General features: G+C 71.9%; 22 protein-coding genes. 13 read left to right on the top strand and 9 right to left on the bottom strand.

What is annotated here, in order from left to right; translation table 11 throughout:
- Positions 1–19: 19 nt before the first annotated feature.
- A complete protein-coding gene (locus I3V78_RS37240; protein WP_420840444.1) occupies positions 20–616 on the bottom strand; it encodes an adenylate/guanylate cyclase domain-containing protein in 597 nt (198 codons plus the stop codon).
- Positions 617–917: 301 nt separating this feature from the next.
- On the opposite strand from I3V78_RS37240, the gene I3V78_RS37245 reads away from it, so the two are divergent.
- Positions 918–1,343 (top strand): hypothetical protein, encoded by a 426-nt coding sequence (locus tag I3V78_RS37245; RefSeq protein WP_204495563.1) that lies wholly within the window; start codon positions 918–920, stop codon positions 1,341–1,343.
- On the opposite strand, the gene I3V78_RS37250 is transcribed toward I3V78_RS37245, so the two are convergent.
- Positions 1,340–3,379 (bottom strand): S46 family peptidase, encoded by a 2,040-nt coding sequence (locus I3V78_RS37250; RefSeq protein ID WP_204495565.1) that lies wholly within the window; start codon positions 3,377–3,379, stop codon positions 1,340–1,342. The genes I3V78_RS37245 and I3V78_RS37250 overlap by 4 nt on opposite strands.
- A gap of 134 nt (positions 3,380–3,513) precedes the next feature.
- On the opposite strand from I3V78_RS37250, the gene I3V78_RS37255 reads away from it, so the two are divergent.
- Positions 3,514–4,647, top strand: coding sequence for an esterase/lipase family protein (locus I3V78_RS37255; RefSeq protein WP_204495567.1), 1,134 nt, complete (start codon positions 3,514–3,516; stop codon positions 4,645–4,647).
- 1 nt (position 4,648) lies between these two features.
- Here the strand turns inward: I3V78_RS37255 and I3V78_RS37260 are convergent, their stop codons facing one another.
- Positions 4,649–5,392, bottom strand: a complete 744-nt coding sequence (locus I3V78_RS37260; protein WP_204495569.1) for a hypothetical protein — start codon at positions 5,390–5,392, stop codon at positions 4,649–4,651.
- A gap of 242 nt (positions 5,393–5,634) precedes the next feature.
- On the opposite strand from I3V78_RS37260, the gene dps reads away from it, so the two are divergent.
- The 4 genes from dps to I3V78_RS37280 all read left to right on the top strand — a co-directional run bounded on the left by dps (position 5,635) and on the right by I3V78_RS37280 (position 9,035).
- A complete protein-coding gene (gene dps / locus I3V78_RS37265) occupies positions 5,635–6,189 on the top strand; it encodes a DNA starvation/stationary phase protection protein Dps (protein ID WP_204495571.1) in 555 nt (184 codons plus the stop codon).
- 94 nt (positions 6,190–6,283) lie between these two features.
- Positions 6,284–6,835 carry an inorganic diphosphatase gene (locus I3V78_RS37270; RefSeq protein ID WP_204495573.1) on the top strand — a complete coding sequence of 184 codons (552 nt, stop codon included), beginning with the start codon at positions 6,284–6,286 and terminating at the stop codon, positions 6,833–6,835.
- Positions 6,836–6,838: 3 nt separating this feature from the next.
- On the top strand, positions 6,839–7,729 hold the full coding sequence (locus tag I3V78_RS37275) for a CHAD domain-containing protein (RefSeq protein WP_204495575.1): 891 nt from the start codon (positions 6,839–6,841) through the stop codon (positions 7,727–7,729).
- A gap of 52 nt (positions 7,730–7,781) precedes the next feature.
- A complete protein-coding gene (locus I3V78_RS37280; RefSeq protein ID WP_204495578.1) occupies positions 7,782–9,035 on the top strand; it encodes an Hsp70 family protein in 1,254 nt (417 codons plus the stop codon).
- Here I3V78_RS37280 and I3V78_RS37285 read toward each other — a convergent pair.
- The 5 genes from I3V78_RS37285 to I3V78_RS37305 form a co-directional block, all read right to left on the bottom strand.
- Complete coding sequence (locus tag I3V78_RS37285; protein WP_204495580.1) at positions 9,032–10,390, bottom strand: hypothetical protein; 1,359 nt, start codon at positions 10,388–10,390, stop codon at positions 9,032–9,034. The genes I3V78_RS37280 and I3V78_RS37285 overlap by 4 nt on opposite strands.
- Positions 10,391–10,514: 124 nt before the next feature.
- Positions 10,515–11,744 carry a cellulase family glycosylhydrolase gene (locus tag I3V78_RS37290; RefSeq protein ID WP_204495582.1) on the bottom strand — a complete coding sequence of 410 codons (1,230 nt, stop codon included), beginning with the start codon at positions 11,742–11,744 and terminating at the stop codon, positions 10,515–10,517.
- Between the two features lie 12 nt (positions 11,745–11,756).
- Positions 11,757–12,350: a peptide deformylase gene (def, locus tag I3V78_RS37295; RefSeq protein ID WP_204495584.1), complete on the bottom strand. Its 594-nt coding sequence runs from the start codon at positions 12,348–12,350 to the stop codon at positions 11,757–11,759.
- 42 nt (positions 12,351–12,392) lie between these two features.
- Complete coding sequence (locus I3V78_RS37300; protein ID WP_204495586.1) at positions 12,393–12,779, bottom strand: helix-turn-helix domain-containing protein; 387 nt, start codon at positions 12,777–12,779, stop codon at positions 12,393–12,395.
- Between the two features lie 104 nt (positions 12,780–12,883).
- Complete coding sequence (locus tag I3V78_RS37305) at positions 12,884–13,390, bottom strand: chalcone isomerase family protein (RefSeq protein WP_239576958.1); 507 nt, start codon at positions 13,388–13,390, stop codon at positions 12,884–12,886.
- Positions 13,391–13,614: 224 nt separating this feature from the next.
- On the opposite strand from I3V78_RS37305, the gene I3V78_RS37310 reads away from it, so the two are divergent.
- Positions 13,615–14,352 carry an alpha/beta fold hydrolase gene (locus tag I3V78_RS37310; RefSeq protein ID WP_239578751.1) on the top strand — a complete coding sequence of 246 codons (738 nt, stop codon included), beginning with the start codon at positions 13,615–13,617 and terminating at the stop codon, positions 14,350–14,352.
- A 107-nt stretch (positions 14,353–14,459) separates the two neighbouring features.
- A complete protein-coding gene (locus I3V78_RS37315; RefSeq protein WP_239576960.1) occupies positions 14,460–15,299 on the top strand; it encodes a GspE/PulE/PilB domain-containing protein in 840 nt (279 codons plus the stop codon).
- A 75-nt stretch (positions 15,300–15,374) separates the two neighbouring features.
- Here I3V78_RS37315 and I3V78_RS37320 read toward each other — a convergent pair whose 3' ends face one another.
- Positions 15,375–16,379, bottom strand: a complete 1,005-nt coding sequence (locus I3V78_RS37320; protein ID WP_204495595.1) for a hypothetical protein — start codon at positions 16,377–16,379, stop codon at positions 15,375–15,377.
- 215 nt (positions 16,380–16,594) lie between these two features.
- On the opposite strand from I3V78_RS37320, the gene I3V78_RS37325 reads away from it, so the two are divergent.
- The 5 genes from I3V78_RS37325 to I3V78_RS37345 all read left to right on the top strand — a co-directional run bounded on the left by I3V78_RS37325 (position 16,595) and on the right by I3V78_RS37345 (position 23,381).
- Positions 16,595–18,193 carry a hypothetical protein gene (locus I3V78_RS37325; protein WP_204495597.1) on the top strand — a complete coding sequence of 533 codons (1,599 nt, stop codon included), beginning with the start codon at positions 16,595–16,597 and terminating at the stop codon, positions 18,191–18,193.
- A 156-nt stretch (positions 18,194–18,349) separates the two neighbouring features.
- Positions 18,350–18,820: an Lrp/AsnC family transcriptional regulator gene (locus I3V78_RS37330; protein WP_204495599.1), complete on the top strand. Its 471-nt coding sequence runs from the start codon at positions 18,350–18,352 to the stop codon at positions 18,818–18,820.
- A 2-nt stretch (positions 18,821–18,822) separates the two neighbouring features.
- Complete coding sequence (locus tag I3V78_RS37335; protein ID WP_204495602.1) at positions 18,823–20,031, top strand: aminotransferase-like domain-containing protein; 1,209 nt, start codon at positions 18,823–18,825, stop codon at positions 20,029–20,031.
- A gap of 314 nt (positions 20,032–20,345) precedes the next feature.
- The gene (locus I3V78_RS37340; protein WP_239576962.1) at positions 20,346–22,466 is read left to right on the top strand and encodes a hypothetical protein; all 2,121 of its coding nucleotides are present in this window, start codon (positions 20,346–20,348) and stop codon (positions 22,464–22,466) included.
- Positions 22,467–22,502: 36 nt separating this feature from the next.
- Positions 22,503–23,381 (top strand): ATP-grasp domain-containing protein, encoded by an 879-nt coding sequence (locus I3V78_RS37345; protein WP_204495607.1) that lies wholly within the window; start codon positions 22,503–22,505, stop codon positions 23,379–23,381.
- The last annotated feature ends 2 nt before the right edge of the window (positions 23,382–23,383 follow it).

Here is a 23,383-nt window from a genome sequence, read left to right on the forward strand (position 1 = left end):
CGGGGACGTCCGCGGTGGCTCACCCCCGCGTGGGCAGGAGCGCCTTGAGCCGCGCCATCCACGAGCGCGGGCGCGCCCCGGGCGGATCGATGCGGTAGACGGACACCGGCAGGCGGATGTTCTTGAGGTCACCCCGGCCCAGCCGCACCATGCCGCTCACGCCCTGATCGCGCACCTCGCGCGCCACGGGCTCGCTCACGTAGAGGGTGCCGGGCCGCGCGAGCGACTCCAGTCGGGCCGCCAGGTTCACGCCCTCGCCGAACACGTCCCCGTCCTGGTGCACCACCGAGCCCACGTGGATGCCGATGCGCAGTTGCACCCGACGCTCGTGCGGCACGCACTCGTTGCGCGCACACAACGCGGACTGGAGCTCCAGCGCACAGGCCACCGCGGGCAGCGCGCCGTCGAACTCCACGAGGAAGCCATCCTCCAGCCGTTTGATCTCCCGTCCGCCGTGGCCCGGCAGCAAGCCCCGGACGAGCCGCCCCTGCTCCTCCCGCAGTTCGTTGTCGAGCGCCGCGTCCCCGAGGGGCCGACCTCCCGGCACCACCACGTCCGTGAACATGATGACCGCCTGCTTCACCGTGTCCTGCTGCATCGCTTCAGCCGCCAACATCCGCGTGTCTCCACTTTCACCCCCCCAATCCCGACCGGCTTCGAATGTTACCTCAGCAACACTCGACTGTTTCCAGTCCGCCCCCTTCCACACGCAAAGAGGAAATCGGTGCGCCGACCGTCGTGGTGACAAGCCGGCGTGCTTCCTGGTCAAAGTGAATCTTCTGCTCAGGCCAAGGGTAGGGTTGCCCTGACGCGGCGCACAACCCGAGGGCGCTCGCGGAGGTTGACCAGTCATCATCCCGGGATGGGCGGGCGTCGGGGCGGCCCGCGTCGCACGGCTCTTGTAGGATGAGGACCCCATGCCCGCGCCCGCGCCCGAGCCCACTCCGGAGGAACGCGCTCCCCCGCCGTGGACGCCGTTGTTGCTCGCGCTGGGCGTGTTGCTGCTGGCCACCGCGGCGCGTCACGAGCGGCTGGTGCTCACCGCGCTCGCCACGCTCGTGCTGCTGCCCAGCCTCTGGCGGCTGCTCACCCGGAAGTGGCGCCCGGGCGACGTGGTGCGCGGGCTCGGCATGGGCTTCATCACCAGCCATGTGCCGCTGTTGCTGGGCGCCTTCTCCACGTGGGCGCGGCCCGAGTGCCGCATCCACCTGTGTCTGGACGGCGTGATCGCCGGGGTGCCCTATGTGCCGTGGGCGGGCCTGTTGGGCACCCTGCTCTACTGGGCCTGGGCGCCCCCCCCTCCGCCCCCGGCCGAGTGGCCTCCGCCCCCGCCCCGGGCCTAGCGGCGCGCGGCGCGCAATTCCTTCACCAGCCGCTCGGCGCCGTACACCCGCTCGAGGCCCAGGAGCAGGCCCTCGCCGTGCACGCCCACGGCGCGGTGGGTCTCCGGCACGTAGGCGTAGCGGCCACCGAGCGAGTGCAGGTTGCCGTCGAAGATGAGGCCCACCACCTGGCCCTCGCGGTCCACCAGCGGCGAGCCCGAGTTGCCGCCGATGATGTCGTTGGTGGTGGCCACGTCGAGCGGCGTCTCGCCGGGCACCTGGCCCTGGGCCTTCATCCACGGGTCCGGCAGGCGGAAGGGCTCCTTGCCCGTCTGGCGCGCGTAGGCGCCCGCGAACGTCGTCAGCGGGGCCACGCGCGCGCCGTCCGGCTCCGTCCAGCCCTGGACCGTGCCGTAGCTCAGGCGCAGGGTGAAGGTCGCGTCCGGGTAGCCCGAGGTGCCCAGGGCCGCCAGCCGCGCCCGGGCGAGCAATTCGCCGTTCTTCTTGAGCACCGACTCCACCGTGTCCTCGTAGCGCTTGCGCGTCTCGCGCGCGGGCGCGTCCACCCGGCGCGCCAGCAGGACGAGCGGATCCTTGGACGCGGCGATGGCCGCCGCGCCGCCGTCGAGCAGCCGCTGGCGCTCCTTCACGTCGAAGAGCTTCGTGCCCTTCACCAGCGCGCGCGCCAGCTCCTCCGGCGCCTCGCGGCCGAGCACCGTGCGCACGAACGCATCGTCCGCGCCCAGCGTCTCGCGCAGCTTGTTGAAGCCGAAGGTGAGCCGCACGCGCTCCAGGTCCGCGGGGATGGGCGCGTCGCGCAGGAGGCGCTGGCGCAGCGAGGGCAGGCGCGCCTCGGTGAACTCGGGCAGCCGCTCGGCGTTGGGCTTGGGCAGCTCCTCCGCCGCGCGCACGAGCCCCCGCGCCAGGTCGAACAGCTCCGAGGGAAAGCCGTCTCCGCCCTCCTTCAGCCGGTGCGCGGCGAACAGGGGCCGCCACGTGTCCAGCGCGCGCGCGGTGGCCGTGAGGGCCTCGTCCACGCCGGGCTGCTCGCGCAGGGCCGCCTCCGCCGCGCGCTTGTCGGCGAGCAGGCCGGGCTCGGCCAGGGCCTGGTGCCGACCACGCAGCGCCTTGAGGCCGTTCTCCACGCCCCGGAGCGGCGAGCGCGTGGTGCGCCAGCGCTCGGCGGAGGACGCGGCGTACTCGCGCAACATGCCCCGCTCCTCGGCCAGGTACAGCAGGTGGTAGGGCAGCGCCACGTCCCGCTGGAACTCCAGCTCGGCCACGGTGCGCTGGCGCTCGGTGCCGCCCGGGTGCCCGGACACGAAGACGAGGTCCCCCTCCTTGGCGCCCTGCTTCGCCCAGGGCAGCCAGTGCTCCGTCTGGAGCGGCTGGCCCGCGGCGTCCCACACGCGCAGGAAGGCGGCGTCGAAGCCGTAGCGCGGGAAGTTGAAGTTGTCCGCGTCCCCGCCGAAGGCGGCCATGGAGAACTCGGGGGCGAACACCAGCCGCACGTCCTGGAAGCGGCGGTACTTGTAGAGCTGGTAGCGGCCCCCGTTGAACAGCGTCACCACGTCACAGCGCACGTCCGGGCCCTGGGCGCACTCGGACTCGATGCGGGACATCTCGCCCTTGAGCGCGGTGTTGAAGTCCGCGCCGCGCTTGCCCTGGGTGGCGCCCTCCAGCCGCGCGGTGACGTCCGTCATCTCCACGAGCTGGTTGGCCTCCACCTTGGGACAGCGCAGCTCCTCCTTGGCCGAGCGGGCGAGGAAGCCCTTGGCCAGATAGTCGTTCTTCGGGGAGGACAGGTCCTCGATGCACGAGCGGATGCAGTGGTGGTTGGTCATCACCAGGCCCCCGGGCGACACGAAGCTCGCGGAGCACCCGCCCGCGAGCCGCACCGAGGACAGGCGGAGGTGATCCAGCCAGGCCTGGGAAGGCGCGAAGCCATACGCCTTCTCCACCGCGTCCCGGGGAAAGGCGTCATAGGTCCACATGCCCTCCTCCGCGGCGGCGGGAAGGGCGAGCAAGAGGCCGAGGGCGAGAAGGCGTCGCGACACGGAAGCGCACTCCAGTGAGTCAAGGGGGGAACGGGTCCGGTTGTGGACCCGACGGGTCGCCTCGTCAACCCGGAGCCGTCCCGGATGCATTAGGGCTTGAGTTGCAGGCCCGGACCCCGGAAGGTTCGGGTGGAATGGCGACGAAGCACTACATCCTCCTGGTCCCTGGCTTCTTCGGCTTCGCCAACCTGGGAGAGCTGCTGTACTTCGGCCACGTGCGCGACTACTTCGTCGCGGAGATGGCGCGGCGCGGCGTGGAGGTGGAAGTGGTGCAGGTGCTCAGCCACCCCACCGGCTCCATCCGCACGCGCGCCGGGGACTTGCTGCGCTCCATCCAGACCCACGTGAAGGACGACGACGGGCCCATCCACCTCATCGGCCACTCCACGGGCGGACTGGACGCGCGGCTCTTCGTGAGCCCCGGGGTGCTGCTGGGCGAGGACCTGGACGCGGAGCGCTACGCCCGCCGGGTGCGCACCGTCGTCACCGTCTCCACGCCGCACGCGGGCACGCCGCTCGCGTCCTTCTTCCTGGGCCTGTTCGGCCAGAAGCTCCTGCAGCTCCTGTCGCTCTTCACCGTGTACGTGCTGCGCTTTGGCCGGCTGCCGCTCAGCGTGGCCTTCCGCATGGGCAGCCTGCTCACGCGCTGGGACGAGCAGCTCGGCTTCCGGCCCACCATCCTGGACCAGCTCTTCGAGCAGCTGCTCGGGGACTTCTCCGCCGAGCGCCGCGAGGACCTGGTGCGCTTCCTCGGGGACGTGGGCAACGACGCCTCGCTCATTCCCCAGCTCACGCCGGAGGGCATCGACCTCTTCAACGCGAGCTGTCAGGACCGGCCCGGGGTGCGCTACGGCTCCGTCATCACCCAGGCGCGGCCGCCCTCCTTCCGCGCGCGGCTGAGCGCGGGCCTGGACCCCTACGCGCAGATCACCCACACCGTGTACGCGTTCCTGTACGGGCGCACGCAACGCATGCCGCTCACGGCCATTCCGCCCCTCACTTCCGTGCAGGCCGAGGCCCTGGTGGAGGCCTACGGCGCGCTGCCCGGTCCCCAGGCCTGTGACGGCATCGTCCCCACGCGCTCGCAGGTCTACGGCCGCGTGCTGGCCGCCGTGCGCGCGGACCACCTGGACGCCATCGGCCACTTCGACCAGCCCGCCCACCGGCCGCCCCACGTGGACTGGCTCATCTCGGGCTCGGGCTTCCGCCGCGTCCAGTTCGAGCGGCTGTGGAACACCGTCGTGGACTTCGTGCTGCTGTCCACGTGACTCAGGCCAGCCGCCGCTCGCGCAAGGCCCCCGCCCGGCGGCCGGACTCCCGGTTGGCGCGCACCATGGACACGCACAGGAAGACGAGCAGCCCCACGAGCAGGCCGCCCGCGAAGGTGAGCACCAACAGCCAGGGCCGCAGGGCCTGAACGACCCCCAGGGTCGCGCCCCGGGTGAAGGACTCGCCCAGGCGCGCCACCTGCGCGTCCCGGCACGCGCGGGCCTCGGCGCCCTGGAGCCCGCCGCACTCGGGGAACAGCGCCCCCAACTCGTCGCGGGACTGCTGGACCATGGTGGAGGCCACCCGGCCCGCCGTGGCCGACAGGCTCTGCCCGAGCGGTCCCTCCCCCTCGCTCCCCAACTGGCGCTCCAGCTCCGTGCTCAGCCCCCGGACGATCTCCGAGGCCAGGGCCGAGGACGTCGTGCCCAGGCCCGAGCCGCCCACGCCCCGGAGCGCTTCTGGTCCCCCCGGAGCCGCCGCCACGAGCGCTTCTTCTCCGGGTGGCTGGAAGGGCGCCTCCGCCCGGGTGAGGGCATCCGCGAAGCCTCGCCCCATCTGCTCGGACTGACGGCGCGCCAGGGCGTCATCCAGGGCCTGCGCCTCGGGCGCGCGCTGCTCCTTCTCCGCGCGCATCGCGTCCTGGGCCCCCTTCGTGGCGCTCTCGCCCATGCGGTACGCGACGCTGGTGCATCCCGGCAGCACCGCCCACAACACCAGCAATCCCACGAGGCTCTTGCTCGACATGGCGTCTCCCGTGTGGAGCGAATCCTCCACTGTCGTTTCAACCTAGGGACGGCTCCGTCGGCGCCATCGCCGTGTGGGACAGGGACAGGCCCTCCAGCGTGAGGGCCGGGTGACCGCTCGCTTGCCCGCCCACTAAAAGGGGTATCACGGCTTGGCGGGGGCCCCACCCATCCCCACCCTCTGCTCACAACCTGAGCACCGGCGGGATCTCCGACCGGCGATTTCCGTTCGAGGGCCAACGCATGACCACCAAGTTCCCCAGCCACATCAACCTGTCGCGCGAGACTCGCTCCGAGCTCATCGACATGCTCAACACGAACCTGGCGACCGCCGTCGACCTGCACTGGCAGGTGAAGCAGGCGCACTGGAACATCCGCGGCAGCCACTTCATCAGCCGCCACCTGCTCTTCGACAAGGTGGCCGATCACGTGCGCGCCCACGCCGACGAGTTCGCCGAGCGCGCGGGCGCCCTGGGCGGCTACGCGGAGGGCACCATCCGCCTGGCCGTGAAGAACACGGAGCTGCAGGAGTACGACCTGAGCGCCGTCAACGGGGACGACCACGTGCGCGTGGTGGTGGACCGCGTGGCGCGCTACGCCGCCAGCGTGCGCGAGGGCATCCAGCGCGCCGACGACCTGAATGATCCGGTCACCGCGGACATGCTCACGCAGATCCTCGGCGTGGTGGAGGAGGACCTGTGGTTCCTCGAGAGCCACCTGTACGGCTCGGCCACCATCACCCGCGAGGAGTCCGCGCCGTCCGCCATCCGCGAGGAGCCCGCGTCGCCCAACGCCTGAGCGGACCGGCCCGCGGCGCCCGGCGTGTTGCCGAGACGAAACTCCCCGCCCGGAGGGCTTGTCCCGCCGGGCCGTGAGGGGTGAGCCTCCGGGGATGCACACGGACCTCACCCGTCTGCCCTTGCGTGGCAAGGACGGCGCCTTCCATGTCGTGGTCGAGTCGCCCCGGGGCTCCACCCTGAAGCTCAAGTACGAGCCCGAGCTCGGGGTGTTCACCCTGTCGCGCCCCCTGGTGCGCGGGCTGCGCTACCCCTTCGACTGGGGCTTCGTGCCCAGCACCCGGGCCTCGGATGGGGATCCCCTGGACGCCATGGTGTACTGGCATCAGACCACCTATCCGGGCGTGGTGCTGGCGTGCCGCGCGCTCGGGGTGCTCATGGTGGACCAGAAGAAGTCGAAGGGGCGCGGACGCGAGCGCAATGACCGGCTGCTCGTGGTGCCCACGCAGTCGCCCCGGGCGGAGAGCCTGCGCGACATCGACGACCTGTCCCAGCGCGAGCGCCAGGAGCTGGAGCACTTCTTCAGCGCCGCCGTGACCTTCGCGGACAAGGATCTGCGCATCCTCGGCTGGGAGGGCGCCCAGAGCGCCGAGCGGATGGTGGAGGAAGCGGCCACCCGCCACGAGGCCCGCCAGACCGAGGAGTAGACCATGGCACAGCCGTCTCCCACCCGGGGCCTGGGCCCCGACAGCCGCCTGGCCGAGGCCGCGCGACGGCTCGTCACCAGCCGCCTGGCCGACGTGCGCCACGAGGAGGATGCCCTCGCGCACGCGCTGTCCATGGACGGGGTGCACGACATGCGCGTGGCCATCCGGCGGCTGCGCGCGGCGCTGCGGATCTTCCGCGGCCTGGGAGACCTCCGCCCGCTGGAGACCGAGGTCAAGCGCCTGCAGGACGCGCTCGGCGAGGTGCGCGACCTGCACGTCCAGGGAGACTGGCTGCACGAGGCCGCCCGCGAGGGCAAGGCCTCCCGGCGCGCGGGCTACAACGCCCTGAGCGCGCACGTGACGGCGCCGCTGCCCACCAAGGAGAAGGCGCTGCGGCGGGCGCTCAAGCGCTGGGAGCGGCACACCGTGCCCGCGCTCCTGGACGCCGTGAAGCACCTGGAAGGCCCGGGCCGCTACGGGGGCCGCCGCGTGCGCAAGCAGCTGCGCCGCCGGCTGCGCGCCCTGGACGGGCTCATGGCGGACTACGCCGAGGCGCCCGACGCCCTCATCGCGCACGAGATGCGCAAGACGGTGAAGAAGCTGCGCTACGAGGCGGAGATCTTCCGCCCCGCCATGCGCCGCAAGATGCAGGCCCTGCTGGAGGCCCTGGTGCCCTTGCAGGAGCTGCTCGGCGAGCTGCACGACGCGGACGTGCGCATGGGGCTGCTCGAGGCCCAGTCCGCGGAGGGCACCGAGGCCCCCCGCACCGCCGCGCGCGAGCTGCTCGAGCGCGTGCGCGAGGAGCGCGCCGGGCACGCCGCCCATACCGCGCGAGAGCTGCAACGCTGGCATGCCGAGAAGCTCGTGCGAGGGCTGCGCCACCTGCTGGAATGAGCCGCACTCCGCACTACCCATCCGCCGCGTTTGCACGTAGAGGAGGCGCCCCATGCCCGCTTGCGGACTCGACTTCGGAACCAGCAACACCGCCCTCGCGCTCCCGGACGGGACCGTGCTCCCCGTGTCGCCCGGCTACAGCGACCCGCGCCTGTACCGCTCCGTCATCTTCTTTCCCGAGGACGAGAAGGAGCCCTTCACGGGCTTTCCCGCCATCAACCGCTACCTGGACGACCCCTCCGGCCGGTTCATCCAGTCGGTGAAGTCCTTCCTGCACAGCGCGTCCTTCCGCGCCACGCAGATTCGCGGGCGCACCTGGCTCATCGAGGACCTGGTGGCCCTGTTGCTGCGCCGGGTGCGCGACGCGGCGGCCCCGCACCTGGGAGGCACCGCCCCCGAGTCCGTGGTGCTCGGCCGGCCCGCCCTCTTCTCCTCGGACGCCGAGTCGGACGCGCTCGCCGAGCAGCGCCTGCGCCGCGCCGCCGAGAGCGCCGGCTTCACCCAGATTCAATTCCTCATCGAGCCCATCGCCGCGGCGCTCTCCTACGAGTCCCAGCTCACGCGCGACGAGCTGGTGCTGGTGGCCGACTTCGGCGCGGGCACCACGGACCTGACGCTCATGCGCCTGGGCCCCTCGCGCCGGGGCAACCCGGACCGCCGCGCGGACGTGGTGGGCTCCACGGGCGTGCGCATCGGTGGAGACCGCTTCGACGCGGAGATCATGCGCCATGCGCTCCTGCCGCGCTTCGGCGCGGGCAGCACCTACCGCGTGCGCGGCTTCAGCGACAAGCGCCTGCCGGTGCCCCAGCACATCATGGCCAAGCTGCTGTCCTGGCACGAGATGTCCTTCATCCGCGAGAAGAGCACCCAGGAGCTGCTGGAGCTGCTGCAGGAGACGAGCGACAAGCCCACCGAGGCCGCGGCGCTCTACGACCTGGTCATGGACAACCTGGGCTACCGGCTCTTTCGCGCCATCGAGGCCGCCAAGGTGCGCCTGAGCACCCAGGAGGAGACGGTCCTGGACTTCGAGGAGGCGCGCATCCAGCTGCACGAGCCCATCACCCGCGCCGGCTTCGAGACGGCGTGCGAGCCGCTCCTGCGCGAGCTGAGCGAGGTGACCGAGGGGCTGCTCGCGCGCTGCGCGGGCGCGGGCGAGGTGGACGCGGTGTTCCTCACCGGCGGCTCCTCGCAGATCCCCGCCGTGCGCCGGCTGTACACCGAGCGCTTCGGCGAGGCGCGCGTGCGCACGCGCGACGCCTTCACCTCCGTGGCCGAGGGCCTGGGTCGGGCGTCCGCGACGCTCTAGTGCCGCGCGAGCCAGTCCGTGATGCGCGGCCACACGTCCCGGTCCGCATCGGTGGCCAGGAACAGGTCCGCGTGGCCGTAGTCCTGGGCATTGGAGCCGTCGCGCAGGCGCTGCACGAGGAACGAGGACACGTCCTTGCTGCCCAGCAGGGACACCGAGTGCAGGCCATAGCGGCCCGTGCCGCCCTCGGCGCCCACGTACAGCACCGGCACCTTCACCTGCTTGAGCCGGTCGTTGTAGGGCAGCTTCGGCGCGCCGCACCAGAGGGCCAGCGACTCCACCTGCTCGCCGATGCTCTGGTAGGGCGCGGCCTGCTCCAGCGTGTCGAAGAAGAAGCGCTCCTGGGTCCACGACAGGGACGTGGGCGTCGCGCCCGAGAACACGCCGCCGGTGAAGTGGTACCACTTGAAGATGGGCAGCCCCTGGAGCCGCCAGGTGGCCGCGCCCGCGAGCAGCGCCGCCTGCCGGTTGGTGAAGCCCGGCAAGAGCGAGGAGGGCAGCGCGGGCGCCACGTTGGCGAAGGCCCCCAGGTCCTGGAGCGTCTGCCCGCTGCCATCCACGTACATCCCGGAGACCTGGAGCGAGGCCAGCATCTTGTAGCCCTGGCACGCGTCCTGGCGCTGCGCCGCGGCGTCCGGCCCGAAGGAGAAGGCCATGTCCACGGGGATGAAGGCGCTCACGTGACGCCGGTCCGGCGGCGCCTGCGTCTCCTCGTTCAGGTAGGCGTAGCCCACCATGGCGCCCCGGCTCCACCCCAGCAGCGGCAGGGGTCCGCCCGCGCGGGCCGAGCTCAGGCCCCGCGCGTAGCGCGCCACCGCCAGCCCCGTGCCCAGGTCCCGCGCGTGCATCTCCAGGTTCCAGTTGCGCATGAAGGTGAAGTCCGTCGTCTGCGCCGGGACGTTCACCCAGCGCATGTCCAGGCCCCACACGTCCAGGCCCTGCTGGGCCAGGTAGACCGCGAAGGAGGGCTTGCCCGGCCTCGAGCCTCCGGCGACGCCCGACAGGAACGCCCCCCGAAAGCCCCAGATGTCGCCATGCAAGAGGAACAGGGCGCGCTCCGGCGTCCGCGGCACGCCCGGTGACTCCTCCTGCACCACCCGGTGCATCACCACCTTGTCGTACGCGCCCGCGCCCACCTGGAGCGTGTAGGTGTACTCGGCGATGCCCTCCGCCACCGGGCGCCGCTCACTGTCCAGCAGCCCACACGTGGACAGCCCCGGCACCGGGCCCCCACAGGCCTCATGCACCGCCTGGGGCAAGGGCTGGAGCCAGGCGTCCTCCTGCCCTGGCGCCGCCATCCCCGAACCGAGAACCCAGATGAACACCCACGCAGCCGACTTGATGAGAGTCCTCATGTCCTGCCCCTCCGCTCCGAAACGACTCGAAGGGAAAAAATTTGTCCTTCCAGGGAAGTCCCACAACCCACGGGGTGTCATTTGGTGCCCAGAGTGTGGAATGGGTCACCCTCGGCCGGAGGACTCAGCGCGAGCCGGCGAGGGCGGCGGCCTCGATGACCAGGTCCGCGTAGCGGTTGGCGGCGTCCGAGGGCGCGCTGCCGTCCCGGAAATAGAACGTGTAGTCGTCCCAGGAGTCGGGCCGGGCGTCGTAGGCGAACATCCACGGCGCACTCGCGGCCACGCCCGAGCGCCAGGCGCACCGCCACCAGCCCCGGTACAGGGCACGCCGCTCCTCGAGCGCGAAGCCGTCCCGGTTGCGCAGGGCGAACTCGCCCACGAACAACGGTTTGCCCGACGCGCGGGCGAGCGCCGCGTGCTCGGCGAACCAGCGCGCCCCGGCCCGGGCGGTGGCCTCGCGCGTCACGCCATAGGCTTCCGGATAGAAGTGCAGGCTGGCGAAGTCGATGAAGGGCGAGGCCGTGTTGCGCCGGAAACTGCTGCCCCCCTGGAAGAGCGAGCCGGGCGCCGCGTCGCGCCAGAACGCGGCGTCATAGCCTTCCGGGGAGGTGTCGAAGCCCTCCTCGCCCGTGCCGACCAGGTGGCCGGGCGCATGGCGCTTCACCTCGGCGGCCACCGTGTCCACCCAGGCGCGCATCGCCCGCCCCTCGGCGTCCAGGCCCCGGCCTCGCGGCTCGTTGAGCAGCTCCCAGGCCAGCACCGCCGGGTGCTCGCCATACCGCAGCCCGTCCACCGTGTTGACCCGGGAGAGCAGCCGACCGATGTGGGCCGTGTAGTGCGCGATGACGGTGGGCTCGGTGAAGAAGCGCGCGTCGCCCTCCACGGGAGACGGCAGCCCCGCCCACCCCACGTAGCGCCGCGTGCCCCCGTACGCATCCCAGTAGTTGCCCAGCGTCAGCACGAGCCGCACCCCGTGCACCCGCGCCCGCGCGAGCACCCGGTCCAACCCCTGGAGCGCCTGCTCGTCATAGACGAGCGGCGCCACCTGGAGGGCCGCGTCCCCCGTCCCATCATTATAGGCGTTGGTGCGCACGGCCCAGGCCCCGAGCGCCGCCGCCTTGGCGAGCGTCTCCTCCACCCCGGGCGACTCGGCGAGGCCCCGGCGCACGTCCCGCGTCGCCTCCTCCTGGAGGTAGTAGGCGTTGAGGAACACGGCCGCGGAGGGCGCCGGCCCCAGCCGCATCGCGGGCGCCTCGTCACAGGCCGCGGCCTCGTCCTCGAGCCGCTCCAGCACGTCCTCGCCGCACGCCGTGCCCATCAGCAAGAGTCCCCACAGCGGCCCGAGCACACGCATGGTCGCCTCACGTCAGGGGACGAGCCCCAGGGCCCGGCGCACCTCGGCGACCTGCTTGCCCGCCCAGTGCCGCCGGTGGTTGTCCAGCGTGGAGAAGCTGCGCGGCTCCATGCGGTCGAGGTAGAGCGTGCCCTCGAGGTGATCCACCTCGTGCTGGAGGATGCGCGCGTACCAGCCCGTGGCCACGCGGCTGAAGGGCCGGCCCTGCTCGTCGAAGGCCTCCACCCGCACGGCGCGCGCCCGCCGCACCAGCGCGGAGAAGCCATTCACGCTCAGGCACCCCTCGTGGAACTCCACGGGCGTCGCGTCCTCCACCACCAGCCGGGGGTTGATGAGCACGTGGAAGTCCACCACCTGGCGCTCGCGCGCGGCGAGCTCCGCGGGGGGCAGCATCGCCTGGTACTCGGCGCGGTCCTCGATGACGGCCACCCGCACGTCCACGCCCACCTGGGGCGCGGCCAGCCCGACACCGGGCGCATCCCGCATGGTGTCGCGCATGAGGTCGATGAGCCGTCGGGTCGCCGGGCTCGTCATCTCCTCGGGCGTGAGGTCCCGGGCCCGCTGGCGCAGCACCGGCTCTCCCGTCTGGACGATCTTCAAGAGCATGGCCCGCGACCCTAGCCGGGAGGAACGCGCCCGCTCCAGCCGTCAATCCTCCGCGAAGGGCGCGAGGTTCTTTCGTCGACGGATGTCCGCGGCGAGTGCCCCCACACAGCGCAGGCCCTGGGGCGTGAGGAGGCGCAGCAGGCGGGCCAGGCGCGTGAGCTCCGGGGTCAGCTCCGGCTCGGGCGCGGCGGCGGCCAGGGCCTTGGGGGACTGGAGGTCCAAGAGGGCACTGGCGGAGATGGGCAGCGTCATGCACAGCCGGTGCAGCGTGGGCACGCTGGGCAGCATCTGTCCCCGCTCGATCCGCCCATACACGGCCGCGGCGAGCCCCGAGCGCGAGGACACGTCCGCCTGGGTCAATCCCGCCCGCTCCCGCGCCCGCAGCAAGGCGGCTCCGAGGTGGCGCTTCAACGAATCAATGTCGTCCATGCGCCGGGGACACTACTTGAGAAGTGAGCCCGACGGAACGAACTTTTCAGGTCGACCCCGCCCCGCCCCGAGTGTCCAGGCGATGGACGCTGGACCGCGGTCCGCTACTGGATGGGATTGGCGCGCAGCCAGGCGGTGAAGAGCGCATCCGCGAAGGCCTTGCCGGGAATGTTCGCGCCTCCGCTGCCCTCGCCCGCGACCACCAGGCCCTGGTCGGGCACGTAGCTGATGAGCAACGAGTCACCCTTCTTCACGCCGCGCAGCGACTGCAGGAGCTGTTCGGACAGCCGCCGCATCTCCGGCGAGCGCAACGACTCGCTTTGGGAGAGGAACTCCCGGAAGGCCGTCACGAGCTGGTCACGGTTCACGTTGCGCTTGAAGTGCATCTGCAGCTGCTTGGCCTGGTTGGAGGCGATGGCCTCCTGGTTGGAGCTGGGCTTCTGGGTCAGGTAGAGCCCCCACACATAGACGTCGAAGACGTAGCGCCGCTTCACGTCCATGTGGTTCAGGGTGAGCTCCTGACCCTCCACGGAGATGGCATCCGGCATCCGCACGCCACTGAGGGCGCGGGCCTCGGCGCCTCCCGCCAGCAGCGCCAGCGCCAGCGCCATCCCGCGAGCTCCCCGCCGAACCACCCCCCACCTGTCCTGTCGCTCGGGCATCATGGAGCGAAGCTGGGCATGGCCCCCGGGACAGACCAGTCTTGCCTATTCCCGGCATGACCCGTCCTCATGAGCTCGCTCGGCTGCCTGGAGACGCCCGCCGCCGTGCGTTATAGGGACACGCCGTGATCCTCTCGAACTTCGTGGTGGGACAGGGGCCGCGGCCCACGGTGATGCTGCATGGCTTCCTCGGCACGGGGCGCAACCTGCGCACGCTCGCCACGGCCTGGAGCGCCGCGGACCCGGAGCGCCGCCTGCTCCTGCCGGACCTGACGGGCCATGGCACCTCGCCGGGGCTGCCCGCGGACGCCACCCTGGCCGGCGTGGCCCGGGATGTCCTGGACACCGCGCGCGCGGCGGGCCTGGACGGGCCCCTGGACGTGGTGGGCCATTCGCTGGGCGGCCGCGTGGCGCTCGCCCTGAGCCAGCTCGCGCCCGAGGCGGTGGCGCGCGTCGACCTGCTGGACATCACCCCGGGCCCCGTCCCGCACGCCCTCTCGGAGAGCGGCAAGGTGCTGGAGATACTCGGGGCGGCCCCCGCGCGGGCGGCGGACCGCAAGGCCATGCGCGAGGAGCTGACGGGCCGGGGGCTCTCGGGGGGGCTGTCCGACTGGCTCCTGATGAACCTGGAGACGGCGCCCGAGGGCGGCGTGCGCTGGCGCTTCGATCGCGAGGCCCTCGCCCACTTCCACGGCCGGTTCCTCGACGAGGACCTGTGGCCGGCCCTCACCCGGCCGGGGCTGCCGGTGCGTTGCATTCGCGGCGGCCGGTCCCAATATGTGGATGAGCGGGCACAGGCCCGCATGGAGGCCCTTGGCTGCCCGGTGGAGACGCTCCCCGAGGCGGGACACTTCGTCCACATCGACGCCGCCGAGGCCGTGCTGCGCTGGCTCCAGGCGGGCCGCGTCTGACGGGCCGCCCAGCAGGCGAGCGGCGCAGCGTCGACTGGTCCTGACGTTGGTCGTCGACCGGCGGGGGCGTGAGCAGCCTTACAGGCATGCACGCCCCAACCAAATCCATGCTCGGTGAAGTCCTGATGGAGTTGGGACTGATCGATCGGGCTCAATTGCGGCTCGCCCTGGTGCACCACCACGAGATGAACGTGCCCCTGGGCCGGGCGCTCGTGCGCGAGGGCCTGTGCACCGAGGCGGACATCCTGCGCGCGCTCGCCCAGCAACAGGGCGTGCCCGCCATCGACCTGGACCGCGAGCCCCTGCACCCCAAGCTCACGCGGCTGGTGTCCAAGCGCATCGCGCGTCAGTACCGCGTGGTGCCGCTGCGGCTGGAGAAGGGCGAGCGCGAGGTGCTGCACATCGCCGTGCCCGCCCCCGTGTCCCTGGAGGCCCTGGACGCCGTGCGGGCCGTCGCGGGCAAGCCGCGCGTGGAGGCGCACCTCGCCTCGGATCCCGCGCTGACCCGGGCGCTCGCGGCGCTCTACCGCTTTCCCATGGACAAGCCCGAACCGCCCCTCAAGCGGTCCACGTACGCCCGGGGCCCGGATGCGCCCGTGCTGCTCTATGCGTGGCCGCCCGTCACCGCGACGCTCATCTCCCGGGCGCTCTCGCGCGAGGGCATCCAGACGCGGGTCGTCTCGCCGCTGGAGACCATGCACACCCAGCCGGGTGACCTGGTGTTCGCCCCCGTCCAGGCCATGGAAGGCCTGCTCGCGGGCGAGGCGCGGATCGAGGGCACCCTGCTGCTGTCCGGTTCCTCGGATGACGAGGACTTGCAGCGGGCCCACCGGGTCGGCGCGCGGGGTTATGTCTCCAACCCGCTCGACGAGCTGATGCTGCTGCGCGCCATCCGCCGTCTGAGACCCGGCGCGGGCGCCAGCTCGGGTGCCCAGGGCGCCGTCTAGATCCTGGATGCAATCAGCGCCGGGAACACCGCTTCAATCACAGACACACTTCTGGATTGGACATCAGGGTCCGGCTCACCCGAAGGTGGTGACCAGGTTGAGCGGACCGGCGGGCACGCCCACGTCGAGGCCCGCCGGATCGTCCTGGGGGGTCTGCCAGGCGTTGGCCTCGGTCACGGTGTGGCCGTTGGCCTCGTTGCTGATGGACATCTTGCCGTTGTGGCCCGCGGGGCTGATCTGGCTGGTGTCGTAGCCGCTCCAGCCGGTGGTGCCGTTGGCGAACGTCGCCTCGCCCCAGGTCTGGCCCGAGTTGGCGCCCGGCTTGGCCGTGCCGTCCTTGGACGCGCACCACGCCACGCTGGTGTTGGTGTCGAAGGCCACCAGCTGCGACTCGCCGGGCTGGAGCGTGAACGTCTTGGGCGTGCTCTTGTCGAAGTTCTGCCCGTCGTTCGGCATCCCGTTCTCCCCCGTCTTGTTCCACAGGGTGATGGTCTGCGGCTCGTTCGTCTTGTTGGTGAAGGTGTTGGTGTACTTGTAATCGCCCTTCTGGCTCGGGTCGATGAGCAGCATGTTGCTGTTGTAGGGCGAGCCCACGTTGTTCTTGGCCAGCCACGGCTCGGCCGGGTTCACCGGATCGTTGGCGCCCGCGGACGGCGCACCGAAGCCAGGGCCCGCGTCGGAGCCGGGACCAAAGGACTCGCTCTTGGCCGCGCCCTTGGCCGGGGCCGCGCCCTGGAGAGCCGGAGCCGCGCCCGCGCCGCTGACCGGTCCCGCGCCGCCCGCGCCGCTGATCGGGCTCGCGCCGAGGTCCTGCGGCGCGTCGCCCAGGTCGCTGACCTGACCGCCGCCCTGCAGACCCTGGAGCATCTGGGAGAGCTGCTCGATCGCCTGGGACACCTGCTCCAGCGCCTGGCCGATGCCCCCGGCGCCGCCCATGTCGAACGAGTCGCTCATGAGCTGCCGCCGCAGATCGTTCCCAGGCGACTGCGCCGGGGTGCTCGCCACGCTCGGGGCCGAGGCGACGGGCGACTGGACCTGGGGAGCGACGACGGGGCGGTGCGCGATGGAGCTGATGGACATGGCGGGGCTTTCGGGCGCGGACGTGGAGGACGACGGGCCGCCGAGGCGCGGCACGAGAGGACCTAGAGCAGGACGCATGCCAAGGCCCGGCACGACGGCCCCGCTCACGAAATCAACCACTTGGGGCGAGCCCTCCCCGCGTGCGCATCACCCGACGCGATGACGGCGCTCACCACCCTGGTGTCCAGTGTCACCAGATAGAGTGCCGCCCCACCATGGCAGCGCCCCCGCCCTCCCCCGTGGCCCTCCGACACACCCGACGCCTCACCGGGCTCGTGGGCACGCTCTGCGCGCTCGCGGTGCTGCTGCTCACCTACCTCCTGGTGCCCGAGTACTGGCGGGAGCGGGGCTTCCCGCTCGACGACGCCTGGATCCACGCCGTGTACGCGCGCGCCGTCGCCCAGGGCGAGGGGCTCAGCTACAACCCCGGGGAGCCCTCCACGGGGGAGACCTCCCCTTTGTGGGCGATCGTCGTGTCCGGGGTGTACCTCGGCGGCCGGAGCCCCGAGGGCGCGGTGCTGCTCACCAAGCTGCTCGGCTTCCTGCTGCATGCGCTCACCGCCGCGGGCACCTATGGACTCCTGCGGGAGGCGGGTCGGCGCTGGGCCGTGAGCGCGGCGCTGCTCGTGCTGCTCAGCCCGCACCTGGTGGCGGCGAGCCTGTCCGGCATGGAGGTACCCCTGGCCACGCTCGTGGCGGTGGGGTGCGCGCACGTGCTGCGCGGCCAGCGCCCGGGCCTGTACGTGCTGTGCGGCGCGGCCGGGCTGCTGGCCCGTCCCGAGGGCGGGCTGTTCGTCTTCCTGCTGCCGCTCGTCGTGCGGCCCCGGCCGGGGTTCCGGCCGCTCGTGCGCCGGTGGGTGGAGGCGGGGGTGGGCGTGGCGCTCGCGGGCGGGGCGTGGGCCGCGTGGAACCTGCATGCCTCGGGCAGGCCGCTGCCCGGGACGTTCTACGCCAAGGTCGTCGTGGCGCCCGGCGAGGCCCTGCTCCTGTCCATGGCGCGCGCGGGCGCCGAGGGCCTCTGGGACTTGCTGCCCGAGGTCTCCCTGCCCCGGGCCGCCCTGGCCGTGCTCGCCGGGCTCGTGCTCCGGGTGGCGGTCTACCGCCGACGCCTGTCGGTGACGGAGCGCGAGGCGGCCGGACTGTTCGCCGTGGGGCTCGTCTTCGTGGCGGTCTCCATGGCCCTGCTGCGCCAGGGCAGCGCGCCCATCTTCTACCTGCAGCGCTACATCCTGCCCGCCCTGCCCTTCATCCTCGCGCCCCTGCCCGTGCTGTTGGGGGCGTGGCTGGACACGCGGCGGGCGGGGCGGGGCCCGGGTGTGTCACGGCTGCTCGCGGGGGCCCTGCCGCTCGTGGTGGCCCTGGGGCTGCCGTCCCGGCTGGCGCTGCTGGAGAACGACGCCCACAACATCGACGACCTCCAGGTGCGGCAGGGCCGGCGGCTCGCCCGCGCCGCGCCCACGGACGTGGTGTGGGCGCTCGACGCGGGGGCCTCGCGCTTCTTCGGGCGGGCCTACGTCGTGGACATGCTCGCGCTCAACTCGCCGCGCATGCTGGACGCCGATGCCCAGGCGTACCTCACCGAGCACCCGCCCCGCTTCTTCGACTGGACCCAGAACTGGGCCCAGCTCCTGCCCGACAGCCCCGCGGGCCTGCGCGAGGTGGGCGCCTTCCAGACGAGCACCCTGTACACCGTCAGCCCCGCCCGGACGATGGCGGTGCGGCTGCTGGTGGAGTGCGTCCCCGGCTCGAGCGGGCGCTACGAGCGCGGGCGCCACGCCTGGCGCTACACGTGCGCGCCCGCCCCCTCGCCCTGAGGAAGCGGGCGGACAGGCCCCTCCCACGCGCCCCCCTCCCGGTGGGCCGAGAAGCCCGTGGACCGTCAACGTCCTTGCGCCCGGCGCCAGGGACATTTATCTTATCGGCGTAACACCACCGCGACTTATAAAAATAAGGTCGCGGCGGGAGACGCCATGGACGACCTGGACTACCGCCTCATCGACCTGCTGCAGCGCGACGGCCGCGCCACCCAGTTGGAGCTGTCCCGCTCGGTGGGACTGAGCCAGCCGGCGGTGGCCGAGCGCATCCGCAAGCTCGAGGAGCGGGGCGTCATCACCGGCTACGCGGCGCGGGTGGACGCGACGAAGCTGGGCAAGGACATCACCGCCTTCATCGGCGTGAGCATCGAGCACCCCAAGTACTTCGAGGGCTTCGCCAAGAAGGTGCTCGCCCTGCCCGACGTGCTCGAGGCACACCGGGTGGCCGGCCAGGACTCGTATCTGCTCAAGGTGCGCACGGCGAACACGCGCACCCTGGACTCACTGCTCGTGGAGACGCTGCGTGTCATCGCGGGCGTCACCCGCACCCACACCACCATCGTGCTGACCTCCATCAAGGAGGGAACGCACGTGTATGTCGACCCCGACGAGCTGAAGGGAGCTTGATCATGACCGCCGTCCCCGCCTCCGCGCCTCCGTCCTTGCGGCTCGCCCAGCGCATGTCGCGCATGAAACCCTCGGCCGTCCGGGAAATCCTCAAGGTGGCCGAGCGGCCCGACGTGCTCTCGTTCGCCGGAGGGCTGCCCGCGCCCGAGCTCTTCCCGGTGGAGGCCATCGCCCAGGCGCATGCCGAGGTGTTCGCCGAGGAGGGCCGCGCGGCGCTCCAGTACAGCACCACGGAGGGCTACGGCCCCTTGCGCGAGTGGATCGCCGCCTGGCTGGGCGGGCACGGCCAGCGCGTGAGCGCCGACGGGGTGCTCATCACCAATGGCTCGCAGCAGGGCATCGAGCTGGTGGCCAAGGTGATGTTGGATCCAGGCGACCTGGTGGTGGTGGAGAGCCCGAGCTACCTCGCGGCGCTGCAGACGTTCAGCGGCTACGAGGTGTCGTTCCTGGTGGCGGGCAGTGACGACGACGGCATGCGGGTGGACGAGCTGGAGCGGCTGTGCGCCGCGCGCAAGCCCAAGCTCATCTACCTGGTGCCCAACTTCCAGAACCCCAAGGGCACCACGCTGTCGCTGGAGCGGCGCCGGGCGCTCGTGCGCTTCGCCCAGCACCACCGCATCCTCATCCTCGAGGATGATCCGTATGGCGAGCTGCGCTTCCGCGGCGAGCACCTGCCGTCGCTGGCGTCGCTCGACGACGAGGGCGTGGTGGTGGGCCTGGGCTCGTTCTCCAAGGTGCTGGCCCCCGGGCTGCGCATTGGCTGGATGGTGGCGCCGCGCGAGGTGCAGCGCGCGGCCACCGTGGTCAAGCAGGCGGCGGACCTGCACACGGCCACCGTGGCGCAGCGGGCCACGGCGCGGCTCCTGTCGCGCTTCGACTTCCAGGGGCACCTGGCGCACCTGCGCGGCGTGTACGGCGAGCGGTGCGAGGCCATGCTCGGCGCGCTCGAGCGGCACATGCCCGCGGGCACCCGGTGGACCCGGCCCGACGGCGGCATGTTCGTGTGGGCGGAGCTGCCCGCGGGCCTCAACGCGGACACCCTCTTCCCGCTCGCGCTGGAGAAGCGGGTGGCCTTCGTGCCCGGCACCTCGTTCTTCGCCGCCGAGCCGCGCCACGAGTTCATGCGGCTCAACTTCTCCAACCGCCCGCCGGAGCTGTTGGAGGAAGGGATGCGGCGGCTGGGCGCCGTCATCGCGTCGCGGCGCGCCTGAGCGCCAATTCCTCGCAACCCCTCGCGGTTGCCTGGGAAGACACACATTCCCGTTGCCCCGAGAGCAACACCAGACATGTTGCCGCCGGGGCAACAAAACCAGGATAACACCCACACCCCGTTTAAACCTTGCCTTGATAAGGCTTTGTTTCTTATCTTGCGAAGAAGGATGCCTGACCGGGGCGTCCTTCCCAAGAAGGGGGTGTGTCCATGCATCAGGAACGCAATCAGGCAAAGGGTTTGAAGTCGGGCTCGTGCTGGCTGTTGGGCGCCGCGCTGGCCTTGGGCGGATGTCTGTCCGAGCAGGCCCCCCCGATGGATCCCGCGACGGAGCAGCTCGTGGCCGCCGCGGCCGCCGCCGAGGATCCCATCACCACGCCCTTCAAGAACCTGCCCTTCGTGGAGGCCAGCAGCGCCACGCGGGTGATGGTGCAGAAGCTGCCCCAGCCCACCGCGCTCCGGGAGACGGTGGCGGTGCACGTGAAGCTGCCGCCGCCGGCCAACAAGGAGCTGGAGGGCAGCCTCGTGCGCGTGCTCGGGGACCAGAAGAATCCCCAGGTGCTGTTCCGCTCGGACGTGCTGGCCGAGCTCAAGCAGATTCCCCAGAGCCCGGGCCGGGAGTTCTACACCTCCTTCGCCCAGCTGGACGTGTCGGAGCTGGAGCGCCGCGCCAAGAACGAGGAGGAGATCGCCTCGGGCGCGTTCGGAGAGGTCACCCGCGAGTCCATCGTGTTCAACGGCCGCACGCCGATCAGCCGCACGGTGGGGGCGCCGGTGGACGTGCGCACGTTCCAGGGGGGCGGGCTCACCCCGCTGTCGATCTGCCCCGTGCGTCCCGTGTCCACCCAGGCCTCCTGGGGCAAGAGCCTGCTCATCACGGATCCCGCCGTGGTGCTGGATCCCGCGCGCACGTGGGATCCGTGCACGGGCGCGGGCACGCAGGGCGGCGTGTGGACCTTCGCGCACCTCGTGCGGGAGATGGCGCAGAACTCGGGCCGCACGCCCGAGGACTTCGTGAAGGAGTGGCTGAGCCTCTGGCTCAACGACTACGCCCTCAACGGCAGCAACGTGCCGGCGCGCACCAACATCTTCTCCCAGGTCATCCAGCCCTGGGCCACCGCCAGCGGGGTCTCCTCGGCGCTCGTCACCAACCCGTCCACCAACCGCCGCGAGGTGCTGCTGGGCGGCCCGCTCAACCTGAACATCTCGCCCTTCCGCCTGCTGGCGATCGTCAACCGCACGGACCTGGGCCGCAGCGTGGGCGGCGGCGGCTACGGCGGCTCGTCCGACGCGGGCGAGCTGCGCTTCGTGTTCGGCCTGACGCGCCCCTCGCCCTGGGGCGGCGGCACCGAGGCGACGTGTGGCCTGAGGCCCTTCACCGTCATCTTCGAGTATGGCGTGCCCCGCTCGGGCTGCCAGCAGGTGATTGACTGGGCGCGGCAGTGGACGCAGCTGGCCAGCCGGCCCTCGTTCGACGCGACCTACCTGTCGCAGCTGCAGGGCATGACCCAGAGCGTGGTGCTGCGCGACAAGGCGCCCGGCAAGGGCAACCGCAACGCCATCAATCAGATCCGCACCAACGAGAACACGCTCAACACGCTGTGGCAGCTGCGCGAGTTCACGCTCAGCACGCAGAACTTCGCCACCGACACCGAGACGCCCGTGAACGGCCCGCTGCGTCCGCACACGGTGGCGCTCACGCCGAGCGACAGCCTGCACAACCCCAACGGCGGGGACCCGGACCTGACCGCCTACGTGTCCACCACCGTGGCCGCGGGCCTGCAGACCCCGCTGAGCGTGCCCTTCCAGTGCGCGTCCAGCTTCTCCATGCCCTCGAGCTTCAACGGCCGGCCGCTGCTCGGCGCCAGCTCGCAGATTCCGGCCAACCGCTGGATCGTCTCGGGCCTGAGCAACACCTCGGCCCAGGACGTGTGCGCGCGCAAGGAGCTGTCCGTCAACACCTGCAATGGCTGCCACTTCGGTGACACGGCCACCAACGGCGCGGGCGGCAACCTGAGCTTCACGCACATCAGCCCCACGTCGGGCATTCCCGCCCGCACGTCCAAGTTCCTCACGGGCGGTGGCCCGGGCTTCATGTTCGGCGTGCCCGACCAGCAGTTCGGCGCGTCCGTGGCGACGTGGAACTTCGCGGACCTGGAGCGGCGCCACCAGCGGCTGTACGACATCGCCACCTGCTCCACGTGCGGCCCGCGCTTCAGCCTGAACGCCGGCATCCTGGATCAGATCCAGCGCCTCGAGGGCGTGGTGCCCTTCGAGCCGGCCATCTCCACGGGCGGCAAGTCGCCCTTCAAGGTGGGCCCCATCACCCGCGTGGAGACGGTGCGCTCCCTGCTGGAGGTGCGGCCCCAGTTCCAGGGTGAGCTGCGCGACGAGCCGACGGACTTCCTGCGCCCCGTCGAGACGTTCGTGCACTGAGAGCGGACGTGGACGGCGCGCGGTAGGGTGAGGCCCATGTCCTCCCGCGCGCCCCCGCCCGACATCGCCCTGGTCACCGCCCCCACCCTCCCCGACTGCACCCCGGACGAGACCCTGCTCGCCCAGGCGCTGGCGCGGCGGGGGGTGAGGGCGGGCCCCGTCGTCTGGGACGACCCCGCGGTGGACTGGAGCCGCTTCCGCCTGGCCCTGGTGCGCACCGCGTGGGACTCGGACATGCGCCGTGACGCCTTCGTCGCCTGGGCCGAGCGCGCGGGGGCCCTGTGCCCCCTGTGGAATCCCCCCGACGTGATTCGTTGGAACACCCACAAGGGCTACCTCCGGGAGCTGGAGGCCCGGGGCATCCCCACCATCCCCACCCTCTGGCTCGACCGCGGCGCGGCTCCGGACGTGGGCGCCCTGCTCGCCGAGCGGGGCTGGACGGACGCGGTGCTCAAACCGGCCGTCTCCGCCGGCGCGCGGGACACCCTGCGCCTGCGCGGCCCCGGAGACCTCACCGCCGCCCACGCCCTGGTGGCGCGCGTGCTGCCCCACAAGGACATGATGGTGCAGCCCTACCTGCCCTCGGTGGAGCAGCAAGGGGAGTTCGGGCTCGTCTTCCTCGGCGGCCGGCACACCCACACCGTCCGGCGGCAGGCCGCCCTCTCCGGCCAGCCCGGCTACGACTCCACCGCCGCCACCCTCGCCTCCGCCTCCGAGGAGGAGCGCGCCTTCGCCCAGAAGGTGCTCGACGCCACCGGGCGCCGCCTGCTCTACGCCCGGGTGGACGTGGCCCGCGACGCGCACGGCGCCCTCAGGCTCATGGAGTTGGAGGCCACCGAGCCCAACCTCTTCCTGCGGCTGGGCGGCCCCCAGGCCGTGGAGCACTGGGTGGACGCCTTGCTGCACACCGCCTAGCG

It is taken from the genome of Archangium primigenium (assembly GCF_016904885.1).
Taxonomy (GTDB): Bacteria; Myxococcota; Myxococcia; order Myxococcales; family Myxococcaceae; genus Cystobacter; species Cystobacter primigenius.

Bases quoted from the DNA above. Each gene is read 5' to 3' on its own strand.
- I3V78_RS37240 (WP_420840444.1), bottom strand. From the start codon at position 616: ATGTTGGCGGCTGAAGCGATGCAGCAGGACACGGTGAAGCAGGCGGTC.
- I3V78_RS37245 (WP_204495563.1), top strand. From the start codon at position 918: ATGCCCGCGCCCGCGCCCGAGCCCACTCCGGAGGAACGCGCTCCCCCG.
- I3V78_RS37255 (WP_204495567.1), top strand. From the start codon at position 3,514: ATGGCGACGAAGCACTACATCCTCCTGGTCCCTGGCTTCTTCGGCTTC.
- I3V78_RS37260 (WP_204495569.1), bottom strand. From the start codon at position 5,392: ATGTCGAGCAAGAGCCTCGTGGGATTGCTGGTGTTGTGGGCGGTGCTG.
- dps (WP_204495571.1), top strand. From the start codon at position 5,635: ATGACCACCAAGTTCCCCAGCCACATCAACCTGTCGCGCGAGACTCGC.
- I3V78_RS37270 (WP_204495573.1), top strand. From the start codon at position 6,284: ATGCACACGGACCTCACCCGTCTGCCCTTGCGTGGCAAGGACGGCGCC.
- I3V78_RS37275 (WP_204495575.1), top strand. From the start codon at position 6,839: ATGGCACAGCCGTCTCCCACCCGGGGCCTGGGCCCCGACAGCCGCCTG.
- I3V78_RS37280 (WP_204495578.1), top strand. From the start codon at position 7,782: ATGCCCGCTTGCGGACTCGACTTCGGAACCAGCAACACCGCCCTCGCG.
- I3V78_RS37285 (WP_204495580.1), bottom strand. From the start codon at position 10,390: ATGAGGACTCTCATCAAGTCGGCTGCGTGGGTGTTCATCTGGGTTCTC.
- I3V78_RS37290 (WP_204495582.1), bottom strand. From the start codon at position 11,744: ATGCGTGTGCTCGGGCCGCTGTGGGGACTCTTGCTGATGGGCACGGCG.
- def (WP_204495584.1), bottom strand. From the start codon at position 12,350: ATGCTCTTGAAGATCGTCCAGACGGGAGAGCCGGTGCTGCGCCAGCGG.
- I3V78_RS37300 (WP_204495586.1), bottom strand. From the start codon at position 12,779: ATGGACGACATTGATTCGTTGAAGCGCCACCTCGGAGCCGCCTTGCTG.
- I3V78_RS37305 (WP_239576958.1), bottom strand. From the start codon at position 13,390: ATGGCGCTGGCGCTGGCGCTGCTGGCGGGAGGCGCCGAGGCCCGCGCC.
- I3V78_RS37310 (WP_239578751.1), top strand. From the start codon at position 13,615: ATGCTGCATGGCTTCCTCGGCACGGGGCGCAACCTGCGCACGCTCGCC.
- I3V78_RS37315 (WP_239576960.1), top strand. From the start codon at position 14,460: ATGCTCGGTGAAGTCCTGATGGAGTTGGGACTGATCGATCGGGCTCAA.
- I3V78_RS37320 (WP_204495595.1), bottom strand. From the start codon at position 16,379: ATGTCCATCAGCTCCATCGCGCACCGCCCCGTCGTCGCTCCCCAGGTC.
- I3V78_RS37325 (WP_204495597.1), top strand. From the start codon at position 16,595: ATGGCAGCGCCCCCGCCCTCCCCCGTGGCCCTCCGACACACCCGACGC.
- I3V78_RS37330 (WP_204495599.1), top strand. From the start codon at position 18,350: ATGGACGACCTGGACTACCGCCTCATCGACCTGCTGCAGCGCGACGGC.
- I3V78_RS37335 (WP_204495602.1), top strand. From the start codon at position 18,823: ATGACCGCCGTCCCCGCCTCCGCGCCTCCGTCCTTGCGGCTCGCCCAG.
- I3V78_RS37340 (WP_239576962.1), top strand. From the start codon at position 20,346: ATGGATCCCGCGACGGAGCAGCTCGTGGCCGCCGCGGCCGCCGCCGAG.
- I3V78_RS37345 (WP_204495607.1), top strand. From the start codon at position 22,503: ATGTCCTCCCGCGCGCCCCCGCCCGACATCGCCCTGGTCACCGCCCCC.